Below are 12,569 nucleotides of genomic sequence, written 5' to 3' on the forward strand. Positions count from 1 at the left end.
CAAAGTATGAATAATAGTAAAATCTCTATCGCCGATGATGTTAAAGCGTTTGGCAAGGTCGCGGTCATTCATGGGGGGTGCTCTGTTGAACGGGAAGTCAGTCTTGCCTCCGGTGATCGTATTTATGCAGCCTTGCAAAAAAGGGGAATTGATTGCCAGTTAATGGATGCCGCGGATAATCTGGTTGAGGCACTGGTAGCCTATAAGCCTGACAGGGCATTTATTGCGCTGCATGGAACTGGTGGTGAAGATGGCACTGTCCAGGGCTTACTGGATCATATGGGAATTGTTTACCCCGGCAGTGATGTATTGTCGTCAGCCTTGGCAATGGATAAGTACCGGAGCAAGCTGTTATGGCAGTCTGTTGGATTGCCAACACCGGCTTTTCAACTGGTGAACTCTGAGGAGGATTTGCAGCATTGTTCGGCTTTACTCCCGGCGTTTATAAAGCCCAGTCGGGAGGGGTCGAGCGTTGGCGTTACCCGTGCCGAGAGTGAGGAGGAGCTGTACCTGGCATGGGAAAAGGCTAGCAGCCATCATGGCCCGGTATTGGTGGAAAAGTTGATTGACGGCCCGGAGTATACGGTGGCAATTTTAGGGGGGCAGGAGCTTCCGGCTGTCCGTATTGAGGTAGCAGACACCTTTTATGATTATGAAGCCAAATACCTCTCTGAAGAAACAAAGTTCTCTGTGCCCTGTGGCTTATCGCCTGCGCAAGAGCAGGAGATGCAAGCGCTGGCTCTGACAGCCTTTGAAGTGCTTGGCTGTAGTGGTTGGGGGCGGGTGGACTTTATGCGGGACGCTTATGGGCAGTTCTGGCTGCTGGAGGTTAATACCATCCCGGGTATGACCGACCATAGTCTTGTGCCTTTGGCTGCCAATGCAGTTGGATTGTCGTTTGAAGATCTGATTATCGCTATACTGCGGACGTCTGATAAGCATTCGTCCGTAAAATCCTCAGTAACCGAGCCTGATCCCTTGTGTGCTGAGCCTTTATGATAAAAGCAAGATTCCCGCTAATTGGCAGGATTAAGCAGGTATTGTTCAAAAAAAAGGGGGCTTCTCCTTTTTCAAGCACTCAGTCCTGGAGACGCGCGTTGCCTATCGCGCGTTTTTTACAGCTACTGCTGTTTCTATCGGTCGTTATTGGAGGGGGGGTGGTTTGGCCACGATTCATGATGTGGATAAACCAGCCGATTACACGGGTGGAGGTCCATTCGACTTTGCGTTATATACACAAGAGTCGAGTGCAGTCTATGCTGAACCCATTGATAAAAAGCCGTTTTTTTCAGTTGGATTTACAGCGGGTAAGGGAGGTTTTGTTGAGCCAGTCCTGGGTGAAAGAAGTGTCTTTGCGAAAAGAGTGGCCAGACAAACTGGTTGTCTTTCTGGAAGAGAAGGAGCCTGTTGCTCGTTGGGGGGATGACAGCTTGATTACCGGGGATGGAGATGTTTTCGGTCTTCGGAATCTGGAAGATTTTCAGGCTCTTCCGGTATTAAAAGGGCCTTACAAGCAGGCACAGGTCGTGATGCAGCAATATTTGGCGATTGGTCAGTTATTGCGCCCCATGGGTTTAGTCGTCAACGAGCTGGATCTTAGTAGCACAGGTGCATGGAGTTTTCAGGTAAACGGCGTCAGAGTCAATATGGGTGAGGATAATCGCGCGGAGAAGTTGCAGAGGTTTATTCGTCTCTATCATGCCAGGCTGGAGTCTCAGTGGCAGAGAGTTGGTCGTATTGATCTGCGTTATTCCAATGGGGCTGCGGTGGCCTGGAATAACTCTTGACGTTGCCGGACCTCTGGCGGAAGTAACATAATTTTTGCTGTTTCTTGGGCAGAGGCTATAAACGTATTTTGGTAATGACAGTTTTTGCGGTTTAGGAAGATAGGTGTCATGACATCGGCGGATAATGGAAGCATGATTGTTGGGCTGGACATCGGCACGTCTAAAGTAGTTGCGATTGTCGGTGAAATTACCCCAGACGGTGATATTGAGATAATAGGTATTGGTTCAAATGCTTCACGGGGCCTGAAACGCGGTGTCGTGGTGAATATTGATTCAACCGTCCATGCGATCAAGCGGGCGGTTGAAGAAGCTGAACTGATGGCAGGCTGCCAGATTCATTCAGTTTTTGCCGGTATTGCTGGCAATCATATACGTAGTTTGAACTCCCACGGCATTGTCGCTATCCGTGAGCGCGAGGTGACATCCGCTGATGTTGACCGGGTTATTGATGCTGCGCAAGCTGTTGCTATACCCGCGGATCAGCGTATTTTGCACATGTTGCCTCAGGAGTATGTGATTGATACCCAAGAGGGCGTGAAGGAACCTTTAGGCATGTCAGGGGTTCGGCTGGAAGCTAAAGTGCATTTGGTGACGTGTGCCGTGAATGCTGCCCAGAATATTGAAAACTGTATCCGTCGATGCGGGTTGGAAGTTGACGATATTATTCTTGAACAACTGGCATCGAGTTTCTCGGTGTTATCAGATGATGAAAAAGAGCTGGGTGTGTGCATTGTCGACATTGGTGGTGGAACCTCGGATATTGCCATATTCACTGATGGTGCAATCAGGCATACTGCAGTTATACCTATCGCAGGTGATCAGGTGACGAATGATATTGCGATGGCTTTGCGCACCCCAACCCAGAACGCGGAAGATATCAAGATAAAATATGCCTGTGCCCAGGCAAAGCTCGCAGGTGCGGATGAGACCGTAAAGGTGCCCAGCGTAGGTGGACGAGCACCACAGGAATTATCCAGGCGGGAACTGGCCGAAGTGGTTGAACCCCGGTATGGTGAACTGTTTACTCTCATCCATGCTGAAATCAGGCGCAGTGGGTTTGAAGATTTGATTTCTGCCGGTGTGGTATTAACCGGGGGAACTGCAAAAATGGAAGGGGTGGTTGAGCTGGCTGAAGACATTTTCCAAAAACCCGTGCGCCTCGGCTTGCCGCAGGACGTCCATGGGCTGACAGATGTTGTTAACAACCCCATTTATTCCACCGGTGTTGGTTTATTGCAATACGGACGTGAAGCCCAAAAGGAAGGGCGCGGGGAAAATGCCTTCACAAATCAGGGCAGGAGTTTGGTAAACCGGCTAAAAACATGGTTCCAGGGTAACTTCTGAATGATCAGTTTTAAGAGAATAGACAGTTAAGGTGAGATAAGGAGAAAGTCATGTTTGAATTGGTTGACAACGTTCCGCAGGAAGCGGTCATCAAAGTGATTGGTGTTGGTGGCGGTGGTGGTAACGCCGTCTGCCACATGCTCAATAGCCAGTTAGAAGGTGTTGAGTTTATTTGCGCAAATACTGATGCCCAGGCCTTAAAAAAACAACACTTGCAGGCCCACACCCACCTGCAATTAGGTGCGTCCATTACGCGAGGTCTGGGTGCCGGGGCTAACCCTGATATTGGCCGTGAAGCGGCAATGGAAGACAGGGATCGTATTTCTGAAATGCTCTCAGGTGCTGATATGGTCTTTATCACAGCTGGCATGGGAGGGGGGACAGGGACAGGTGCTGCCCCGGTTGTTGCGCAGATTGCCCGGGATATGGGAGCACTTACCGTTGCAGTGGTCACTAAGCCTTTTTCTTTTGAGGGTCGCCGGCGCATGCAAGTGGCTGATGAAGGGCTGAAGGAACTTCAGGACTGTGTAGATTCTTTGATTACTATTCCCAATGAAAAACTGTTGCCCGTGTTGGGGCGTGATGTCAGCTTGTTGAATGCGTTTGGTGCGGCGAATGATGTACTGCTTGGTGCCGTTCAGGGTATTTCTGAATTGATTACGCGCGATGGTCTGATTAATGTCGACTTTGCGGATGTGAGAACGGTGATGTCTGAAATGGGCATGGCGATGATGGGCACAGGGGCTGCGACGGGGAATAACCGTGCGATTGAGGCGGCAGAGAAAGCTATTCGCAGTCCTTTGCTGGAGGATGTTAATTTGCAGGGAGCTCGTGGCGTATTGGTGAATATTACAGCAGGTCTGGATCTATCTGTTGGCGAATTCCACGAAGTAGGCGACACTGTACGAGAGTTTGCGTCAGATAACGCCACAACCGTCGTTGGTACTGTTATTGATCCTGAATTGAGCGACGAGCTGCGGGTGACAGTAGTGGCTACTGGTTTAGGTGCTGCTTCTCCTGTGAAGCATGAAGCAGGAGCATGTGCTGCTGTTGAGGCGGTGGGAACAAAGAAAACTGATGGAACACTTGATTTGCCAACGCTGGAAATTCCTACAGTAATCCGCAACAAAGAGGTGGGTGACCGGGAATCTGCAAAAGCCGCCACAGGGGCTAAGAAGCGAGCAGTGACAACAACAGCAGAAGCGGAAAGTGTTGACTACCTGGATATTCCTGCATTCCTTCGCCGCCAGGCCGATTAGTCAGAAAAACCGTTTGTAACAAAAGGCTATTTTGGGTGCCCTTGTTTCAGAAGGAGTTTTTGTTACAATATGTTGTTGAAATTTCGAAAACAGGGGCCTATAAGGTCGCGGAATAGCGTTACCATGATCAGACAACGTACTCTGAAAAACATTATTCGTGCTACCGGGGTCGGCCTGCACTCAGGTGAAAAGGTGTTTTTGACCCTGAAACCGGCCCCCGTAGATACCGGTATTATCTTCTGTCGCACAGACTTGGAACGAGTGACAGAGATTCCGGCCCATGCGCTGAATGTGGGAGAAACCACGCTTTGCACCTCACTGGAAAAACAGGGTGTGCGGGTAGACACTGTAGAACACTTATTGTCTGCTCTGGCAGGACTTGGCATTGATAATGCCTATGTGGAAGTCAGTGCCCATGAAGTGCCTATTATGGATGGAAGCGCAGGTCCTTTTGTCTTTTTGATCCAGTCAGCAGGTATACAAGAGCAGGATGCACCTAAGAAGTTTATTCGTATTAGAGAGACTTTAACTGTTTTGGATGGTGATAAGGCGGCGACTTTTAAGCCCTATAATGGCTTTAAGGTCAGCTTTTCCATTGATTTTGACCATCCTGTATTTAAGAGTCGCTCTCAGTCAGCCTCTATTGACTTTTCAAGTACTTCGTTTGTGAAGGAAGTCAGCCGTGCACGTACCTTTGGTTTTATGCGCGAAGTGGAATATCTGCGCTCCCAGAACTTGGTGCTAGGTGGTAGTGTTGACAATGCCATTGTGGTGGATGATTATCGCATACTCAATGAAGACGGTTTGCGCTATCACGATGAGTTTGTAAAGCATAAGATGTTGGATGCAATCGGTGATTTATACCTTCTCGGTCATAGCTTGATTGGTCAGTTTATCGGTCACAAGTCAGGCCATGAGTTGAATAATAAGCTGGTTCGTACATTGATGGCTAATGAGAAGGCTTGGGAAGTGGTGACCTTTGATGATGTTGAAACTGCACCTATTTCCTACTTGAAGCCAGCAGCGGTAACGGTTTAGTAAGTACCTTCCTGGTACTGGTACAATAAAAAATAAAAAAGGCCGCTATGACGGCCTTTTTTGTTGTCAGGCAGGATAAATGTCCGACAGGTTGTCTTCTTTCTCTGACACTTTAACGTTCTTCCGTAATACGGAGCAAACAGAAAGGATTTCTTGCCCCGTTATGCTGTTGTTTTCCCCCGCATAAATGGCTGCATCAAGCTCCGCGCAAAGCGTTCTTAGTTGTTCGGAATCCAGGCGATCAGCACATTGCTGTGCTGTTTTGAGGGAATGGTCGTTCACAAACAGACGGCACCACTTTTTCATGGTTTCCAAAATCAGCTGAGGTTTTTGACCTTCAAGGCAGGCTGCCTGAAAGGCCCTGAATGCCCCTTGCTCGCTGGCACTTTGTGGTCGTACTGAATGAGCCTCAGATGATTGAACAAGGGTGGAGGACGAACGTTTTGAACGCCGCCAAAGCCAGAATAACGCGCAAATGGTTATCAGCCATAACCCGGAAAAGCCCAGTGCAACCCATTGCCATAGGGAAAGTTGTTGCTTGGTGGCTGCCGGCGCAGGCAAATTATCAGGCTTCTCAGGTAAAGGGGAAGCAGTGGGTGCTGGGGAGGGCCGTACTGGCGAGCTGATATTGCCTGGCAGTACTTCAATGGATTTTTCCGGGATAGTGGCAGTGCGGCTTTGATGATTGTTGGTATCAAACCAGGTAATGCTGATTGCTGGCAGAGTAATAACGCCTTCTTTGGTGGGTACCATGGCAACAGCAGAAACACGTTTACCAATTATCCCTGTGTTGGTTGGGGTATCACTGGTTGATGATTGATCAGAGTAGGTATTTACACCCGTTGGGCTCGGTATGTTTAGCGGGGGAAGCTGTGCGGCTGTTAAGCCCTTGGCCTCAATGGTAATAGTCCGTGTCACTGCATCGCCAACTTTGATGCTATCGGGCGGCTGGCTCCAGGTTTCGTTCAGGGTAAGTCCCCTGGAAGGTAACCAGTCATGGCCTTGGTAGCTGGCAGGGGGTGACAGCACTTTAACGGGAATTTCAGCGGAGCGAGCTCTTACAGGTTGACCTCCCATAGAGAAGACACCTTGGAAAGGGTCTCGAGGGTCAGCCATCGTGCCGGTAAAGCTGAGGGAAGGAATGGTGAGTGTCCCTGCTTTTTGTGGGTAAATGGCATACTTGACCTCAAACACACCATAGCGCTTGCCATCAATAGTGGTTTCAAAACGCTGGGTATCACCAAGCTGATTCACAATAGCATCGTTAATATCCAGGGAGGACAAACGGCTGTCATCATAGAGGCTGACGCTATGGAAAATACGAAGAGTGAGTATTAATTCCTGCTGGGTATAGACCGTCTCATGACTAAGTTGCGCTTTCATAAAGACTGGACTGATATCCGTTATGTCTCCTGCTTGAGTGCTGTTTTTTTGAACGCTGATAGTGATTGGTTTGGAGTGTTCACTCCCAAAAGGGATTGGCGGTATAGTCAGTGTGCCCGTTTTTTTGGGGGACAGGGTAACGACCCAGTCCTTCCAGGACTCAGAGCGTCCGTTAATAATGCGTATTTGCTGACTGCGGCGTGTGCCCAGTATATCAAAACTTTTTTCAAGGATGCTGAGATCCGGTGATGCATCACTGTCAGTATCAGCGCGCAGGGTGAGTTCCAGTGTTTCGTGCAAAGCAATGTGTGAACGGTCGACAGATGCATCAAAGGATGAAAAGGCTGTGGAAGAAAACATTAGTAGAAACAGCGCTGCCCTATGAAAAGAGTTACCTATTCTCGTCATCATCTTTATCACCATGCCTGCCTCTGGCGCTTGCGTTGCTCTTGCTCTTGTTGCTGCTGAAATTTGCGGCGTAATAAACCACCGGGGTCATCAGGGATTGTCCGTAACCAGCTTTCCAGTGCCTGCTGCTCTTCTGACTGCATTGGTTTTACAGTAGCTGATTGCTGCTGTTTACCTTCAGCCTGATGGGGCTGCTGCTCTTGCTCAGAAGCACTGGCTTCCGGTTGCTTTTCTTCCTGATCCAGCTTCTTGTTTTGCTGCTGGTTGCCCTGACTCTGTTGGTTCTGTTGATTCTGTTGGTTCTGTTGGTTCTGTTGGTTCTGTTGGTTCTGCTGGTTCTGTTGGTTTTGCTGGTTCTGTTGGTTCTCTTGGCTCTGTTGGTTTTGTTGGTTTTGTTGGTTTTGCTGGTTTTGTTGACTCTGCTGGTTTTTTGGGGCATGTTTTTGAGCCTCCAATAGTTTTTCAACCAGCGTTTTGTTGAATTGGATATCCTCTTTCAGAGAAGTGTCAGGTGTTTTTTCACGCAAATGGGTCAGGGCTTTCTGGTAAGTATCAATGGCTTCTTTTAGCTGACCAGCCTTGGCTTCAGCGTTGCCTTTGTTATACAGGGCGCGGGCATTGTCAGAGGTGCCAAACAGCGCAGCCGCTTCTGAGTATTTTTTCCCTTGAAATAGCGCCTGGGCTTTCCATTGAGGTCTGTCAAACAAGTCAGCAGCCTTTTCAGGATTATTTTGTTTTAGCGCTTGGGCTCCACGCTGATCATTATTTTGCCACAACGCTTCCCACTCCAGTGCCATTGTCGGGTCTGACCTGGGTAGGAGAATGGCAATCAATGCAAGGGTTAACCAGCCGCGGCGGAAAGCCCCGAGGGCGAGAGGAAGCAGGGCGATAACCAGCCAAAAGCCAGTGTCATGCCATTGGTCAAACTGTCGTTCTAGCAGGACTATTGTCTCAGGCAGTGAGACTTCTGGGAGGACTTTACGTAAATCGGTGTTATCAATAGTTAAATCATGGTAGAAACCATGGCAGTTGTTTGCCAGCTGGATCAGGTTAGTCCTGTCAAGTTGGGGAATCACTATGCTGCCGTTCTTATCTTTGAGAAATCCGCCCTGAGGAAGGGCAATGGGGGCTCCCTGGTGGCTGCCAATCCCAATAACAGAAACCATGCTGTTTGACTTGTTAACCAATGCTGTAATGTGTTGGACATCCGTGTCAGATAGATGATCGGTAATGAGCAAAATCTGCCCGCCATGGCCTGCTCCTTGTTGAAGGAGTGTGACAGCTGATTCAATACCCGCAACGGGATTGTGTCCTGGTACTGGCATAATCTGAGGGCTAAGTGCATTGACCAGGTTTGATAAGGTCCGGTTGTCGTCAGTCAGAGGGGAAACGGTATGGGCTGAACCAGAAAATACCACCAGTGCGGTAACCCCCTCATTTCGCTCTTTGAACAGATCCAGTAGCTTATATTTCAGCCTCGCCAGTCGATTGGGTTGAGTATCGGTGGCGAGCATGGTTGGTGACATATCAGCCACAACGACCAGGGGCTTCTGGGATTTGCTCACCGGAACGGGGATTTTCTCCCAGGTAGGGCCGGCCAGGGCAACACATGCCAGCACCCAGGCAGCCAACAGTCCATAGAGTGGGGGCTTTCGCCCGGGTTGGTCATTGGGTTCAAGCAGGTGGGGCAGCAGGTGGGGGGCAATTACCTGATTCCAGTTATTTTTTTGTGACAGTGTTTTATATAACAACCATACGATCACGGCGGCAGGGACGATCAGAGCCAGCCAGTAAGGGCGAAGAAAATGAAAGTTTTGCCACAGCAGCATTATGAAACTCTCCTGTATCGCTGCCCTGACAGGGGCCATAGGTGACTGAGAGCCATCAGAAAGCTGATTAGCAGCGCTGTGCCCAGCGGCCAGGGGTAGAGTGCTTTACTGGGTCTGAAGGTTTCTTCTTTCTGGGTGACAGGCTCCAGTTGATCCAGAAGTTGGTAGATTTTTTCCAGTGCTTTTGTATTGCGCGCACGAAAGTATTGCCCGCCAGTGATGTTAGCAATTTCTTTCAGCGTTTGTTCATCAAGGTCGGCAGAGGGGTTGATTTTTCGGGCACCAAAGGAGGAGCCAAACAAGCCGGGCTGAATCATTTCATCCGCCCCCATACCAATGGTGTAAATTTTGATATGCTCTTCTTTAGCCAGCCTCGCTGCCTGCAATGGTGAGATTTCGCCGGCGGTATTAGCGCCGTCAGTTAACAATATGAGAACACGGCTGTCCTGTGGGCGTTTACGTAAGTGTTTGACTGACAGTCCCAGGGCATCTCCAATGGCCGTTTTAGGGCCAGCAATACCAATGCTTGATTCGTCCAGTAAGGTTTGTACGGTTTTCCTGTCAAAGGTTAACGGGGTTTGCAGATAGGCTTGCGAACCAAAAAGGATCAATCCAATCCGATCCCCTTTTCGGCGCTCAATAAAATCAGACAGCACGTGTTTTATCGCCATAAGTCGGTCAGCCTCTTGCCCATCCACTGTCATATCACGAATTTCCATACTGCCGGAGAGGTCAACAGCCAGCATAAGGTCTCGCCCGGAGCCTGCCATTTTTATGGGGCTTCCTATCCAGCGGGGTTGGCTGGCTGCCAGAACCAACAGTGCCCATATTAACCATAAGGCCAGCAGTGACAGCCTGTTGTCGCGGGAACTCTCCAGCGAACCGGAGGTCGTTTTGTCAACAAGGTCTTTGTAGAAAGGGATGCGCAGAGCGCGATCACTCAGGGGCGTTGCAGGAGGCAGCAACGGGTAAATGAGCAATGGCACCGGGAGGGTAAGCAATAGCCAGGGCCAGTTTAATTCAAGCATGGTGTTTTTTAATCCAGCTCAAGGTCAGTGTATGGAGTTGATCGACATTCAGTTCATGGTCAGGTTTAAAACGGTCACTACCAAGGGCCGCGGCTGCTGAGTCTGAGAATTGGGGGTTCTCTGAAGACTGTGATAAAAAGACCAGCCACTGATCACCATTGAGACTGGCAATGTTCTGTCGGGGGTAAGCCTGCAGTGCCACTTTCTTTAACAGACGGTTGCAGTCGTGGGCAAACTGTCTTTTATTACCGTTTGCTTCATAAGCTTTAACCACTTTGCGCAGGGTTGATAGTGCTCGTCGTCGGTAACGCCTTTTATGCCAACGGGAGAGAATAAAGCGCATTGCCAGCATAATAATGACAAGGGAAAGCCCACCCACTATCCACCAACCCGGGGCTAATGGCCAAATACTGACAGGGGCAGGTAAATGGTTGGGGCGTAACTGTTCGAGGGCTGATTGTATATCCATGGTTAGCTTCTTCGCCGACGAGAAAAGTAAGCCAGTAACTGTTCTGTTGTGTCACTACTGGTGGTGAGTTGGAGTAATGGAATACGGTACTCCTGAAGTTGTTGCTGAAGCTGCGTGAGCTGTGCTTGCTGGTATTCCCGAAATGACCGGCGGTGTTTGCGCTGTCGGCTGTCTAACGTGTATCGATGCATGCCATTGGTAATAATGTAGCTGGCAGGTGGTGGCAGTTCTGTCTCCAGGGGGTCAGATACCCGGATGGCTATCATATGGCAATGACGTCGCAACCGGGAAAGTTGTGGCAGGCATTCATTGCTCATATCCTTAAAATCGCTGATAACGAATAACTGTGTTCCAGGCAGTGCGATGCGACGTGCATGCCGCAGTGCATTGGTCAGATAGCCGCCAGGGGGGGTGCTCGGCATGGTCTTGATGGTTAAAGCCTTATTGAGTTTTTCAGCCTGCTTGAGCAGATGCAAAGTAGCGGCTTTTGAACTGGTTGGCCGAAGTGTTGTCAGTGTTTGATTGTTAAAAAGGACACCACCAACCCGGTCTTTGTGTGACTGGGTCGCCCAGGCAATTAAAGCGGCGGTTTCACAAGCGGTGACTGATTTAAAATTAAGGCAGCTGCCAAAAAATAAAGAGTAACTCTGATCCAGCAGAATCAGTACAGGGCGTTCCCGTTCTTCTTTGAAAATTTTGGTGTGCGCCTTGGAGCGGCGAGCTGTTACCCGCCAGTCAATGGTGCGTATATCATCCCCTGCCTGATAGGCGCGAACTTCTTCAAAGTCCATGCCACGCCCTTTGAAAAGGGATTGGCCTCCCCCCGCCAAAGGGCTGTTGACCACTTTTGGACGGAACAGGTAAAGATGCCTGGCATTCAAACGCAGTTGGATCAGTTCATTTAGCTCAGAGTAGGTACCACCCATTATTTGTCTTGTCTCCCTGAATCAAGCAACGGGCACAATTTTTAGCAATAAGTCAATGATCTGGTCAGCATCTTTGCCCTCGGATTCTGCCTCAAAAGAGAGAATTAACCGGTGGCGTAAAACGTCGTGGGCGACAGCCTGAACGTCATCTGGGTTGACATAGTTGCGTCCTTCAAGCCAGGCATGGGCTCGGGCACAGCGGTCGAGGGCAATCGTGCCTCGTGGACTAGAACCATAATCGAGCCACTTGGCCATTGAATTATGGTACGCTGAAGGGTCACGCGTCGCATTAATCAACTGAACAATATATTCCTCAACCACAGGTTCCATATGAATGGCCAGTACCGCCTGTCGTGCTTCCAGAATGCTGCTTTGAGTGATGGGTTCGCCGGGGCCGGGCTGAGCCGTTTTCATGGCCTCTCCCCTTGCCAATTGAAGAATGGCTTTTTCAGCGCTGACGCTGGGATAACCCACTTTGACATGCATGAGAAAGCGATCCAGCTGGGCCTCTGGGAGCGGGTATGTCCCCTCCTGTTCAATAGGGTTTTGGGTCGCCATGACCATAAATACCCTGGGCAGGGGGTAGGTTTTGCGTCCGACGCTGACCTGACGCTCAGCCATCGCTTCAAGCAGCGCTGATTGAACTTTTGCCGGCGCTCGGTTAATTTCGTCGGCAAGTAGCAGATTATGGAAAATGGGGCCAGGTTGAAAGCGGAAGCTGCTGTCTTCCGGTATATAGATATCTGTGCCAGTGACATCGGCAGGGAGCAGATCCGGGGTAAACTGAATGCGGTGAAAATTTGCATCTAACCCATCAGCCAAGGCTTTGATAGCCCGGGTTTTTGCCAGTCCGGGGGCACCTTCAACCAGCAGGTGCCCATCAGCGAGCAGAGCAACCAATAGCTGGTTGACTAAGTGCTCCTGACCAATAATACAGGCGGAAAGGTAGTCTCTGAGTTGGCCCAGGGCCTGATTATTTAACATAAACGGAATTCATTCGCCTTAGTTGTGCGTCCTGCCCGGAAGCATGCGTCTGATGATGCTGACTGCTCGCCGGAAGCTCAAATACCAAGTGTCCCACCGGAAGTTTTGACATGA

11 protein-coding genes are annotated in these 12,569 nt (G+C 49.7%); 5 read left to right on the top strand and 6 right to left on the bottom strand.

The features are described 5' to 3' along the window. Positions 1-6: 6 nt before the first annotated feature. The 5 genes from V4C51_RS02765 (at position 7) to lpxC (ending at position 5,428) form a co-directional block, all read left to right on the top strand. Positions 7-999 (top strand): D-alanine--D-alanine ligase, encoded by a 993-nt coding sequence (locus V4C51_RS02765; protein ID WP_330924597.1) that lies wholly within the window; start codon positions 7-9, stop codon positions 997-999. 179 nt (positions 1,000-1,178) lie between these two features. Next, positions 1,179-1,787 (top strand): cell division protein FtsQ/DivIB, encoded by a 609-nt coding sequence (locus tag V4C51_RS02770; RefSeq protein WP_330924646.1) that lies wholly within the window; start codon positions 1,179-1,181, stop codon positions 1,785-1,787. A 108-nt stretch (positions 1,788-1,895) separates the two neighbouring features. Beyond that, the gene (gene ftsA, locus V4C51_RS02775; protein WP_330924598.1) at positions 1,896-3,131 is read left to right on the top strand and encodes a cell division protein FtsA; all 1,236 of its coding nucleotides are present in this window, start codon (positions 1,896-1,898) and stop codon (positions 3,129-3,131) included. A 50-nt stretch (positions 3,132-3,181) separates the two neighbouring features. Further along, entirely contained in the window at positions 3,182-4,390 is a 1,209-nt protein-coding gene (gene ftsZ, locus V4C51_RS02780; RefSeq protein ID WP_330924599.1) for a cell division protein FtsZ, read from the top strand. A 123-nt stretch (positions 4,391-4,513) separates the two neighbouring features. Continuing rightward, the gene (gene lpxC, locus V4C51_RS02785) at positions 4,514-5,428 is read left to right on the top strand and encodes a UDP-3-O-acyl-N-acetylglucosamine deacetylase (protein WP_330924600.1); all 915 of its coding nucleotides are present in this window, start codon (positions 4,514-4,516) and stop codon (positions 5,426-5,428) included. A 66-nt stretch (positions 5,429-5,494) separates the two neighbouring features. Here the strand turns inward: lpxC and V4C51_RS02790 are convergent, their stop codons facing one another. Genes V4C51_RS02790 through V4C51_RS02815 form a run of 6 tightly spaced genes read right to left on the bottom strand, consistent with a single transcriptional unit; the run spans position 5,495 to position 12,455 of the window. Continuing rightward, positions 5,495-7,222, bottom strand: a complete 1,728-nt coding sequence (locus tag V4C51_RS02790) for a BatD family protein (protein WP_330924601.1) — start codon at positions 7,220-7,222, stop codon at positions 5,495-5,497. A 5-nt stretch (positions 7,223-7,227) separates the two neighbouring features. Next, complete coding sequence (locus V4C51_RS02795) at positions 7,228-9,048, bottom strand: VWA domain-containing protein (RefSeq protein ID WP_330924602.1); 1,821 nt, start codon at positions 9,046-9,048, stop codon at positions 7,228-7,230. After that, the gene (locus tag V4C51_RS02800) at positions 9,048-10,076 is read right to left on the bottom strand and encodes a vWA domain-containing protein (RefSeq protein ID WP_330924603.1); all 1,029 of its coding nucleotides are present in this window, start codon (positions 10,074-10,076) and stop codon (positions 9,048-9,050) included. The genes V4C51_RS02795 and V4C51_RS02800 overlap by 1 nt, the downstream gene beginning before the upstream one ends. Beyond that, positions 10,069-10,545, bottom strand: a complete 477-nt coding sequence (locus V4C51_RS02805) for a DUF4381 domain-containing protein (RefSeq protein WP_330924604.1) — start codon at positions 10,543-10,545, stop codon at positions 10,069-10,071. Before V4C51_RS02805 ends, V4C51_RS02800 begins: the two co-directional genes overlap by 8 nt. 2 nt (positions 10,546-10,547) lie before the next feature. Continuing rightward, a complete protein-coding gene (locus tag V4C51_RS02810; RefSeq protein WP_330924605.1) occupies positions 10,548-11,471 on the bottom strand; it encodes a DUF58 domain-containing protein in 924 nt (307 codons plus the stop codon). A 21-nt stretch (positions 11,472-11,492) separates the two neighbouring features. Next, on the bottom strand, positions 11,493-12,455 hold the full coding sequence (locus tag V4C51_RS02815) for an AAA family ATPase (protein ID WP_330924606.1): 963 nt from the start codon (positions 12,453-12,455) through the stop codon (positions 11,493-11,495). Positions 12,456-12,569: the final 114 nt, after the last annotated feature.

It is taken from the genome of Candidatus Sororendozoicomonas aggregata (assembly GCF_031528575.1).
GTDB classification, from domain to species: Bacteria; Pseudomonadota; Gammaproteobacteria; order Pseudomonadales; family Endozoicomonadaceae; genus Endonucleibacter; species Endonucleibacter aggregata.

Excerpts from the sequence above, each read along its gene's own strand:
- ftsA (WP_330924598.1), top strand. The coding sequence starts at position 1,896 with ATGACATCGGCGGATAATGGAAGCATGATTGTTGGGCTGGACATCGGC.
- V4C51_RS02815 (WP_330924606.1), bottom strand. The coding sequence starts at position 12,455 with ATGTTAAATAATCAGGCCCTGGGCCAACTCAGAGACTACCTTTCCGCC.
- V4C51_RS02765 (WP_330924597.1), top strand. The coding sequence starts at position 7 with ATGAATAATAGTAAAATCTCTATCGCCGATGATGTTAAAGCGTTTGGC.
- V4C51_RS02790 (WP_330924601.1), bottom strand. The coding sequence starts at position 7,222 with ATGATGACGAGAATAGGTAACTCTTTTCATAGGGCAGCGCTGTTTCTA.
- V4C51_RS02810 (WP_330924605.1), bottom strand. The coding sequence starts at position 11,471 with ATGGGTGGTACCTACTCTGAGCTAAATGAACTGATCCAACTGCGTTTG.
- lpxC (WP_330924600.1), top strand. The coding sequence starts at position 4,514 with ATGATCAGACAACGTACTCTGAAAAACATTATTCGTGCTACCGGGGTC.
- V4C51_RS02805 (WP_330924604.1), bottom strand. The coding sequence starts at position 10,545 with ATGGATATACAATCAGCCCTCGAACAGTTACGCCCCAACCATTTACCT.
- ftsZ (WP_330924599.1), top strand. The coding sequence starts at position 3,182 with ATGTTTGAATTGGTTGACAACGTTCCGCAGGAAGCGGTCATCAAAGTG.
- V4C51_RS02795 (WP_330924602.1), bottom strand. The coding sequence starts at position 9,048 with ATGCTGCTGTGGCAAAACTTTCATTTTCTTCGCCCTTACTGGCTGGCT.
- V4C51_RS02800 (WP_330924603.1), bottom strand. The coding sequence starts at position 10,076 with ATGCTTGAATTAAACTGGCCCTGGCTATTGCTTACCCTCCCGGTGCCA.
- V4C51_RS02770 (WP_330924646.1), top strand. The coding sequence starts at position 1,179 with ATGTGGATAAACCAGCCGATTACACGGGTGGAGGTCCATTCGACTTTG.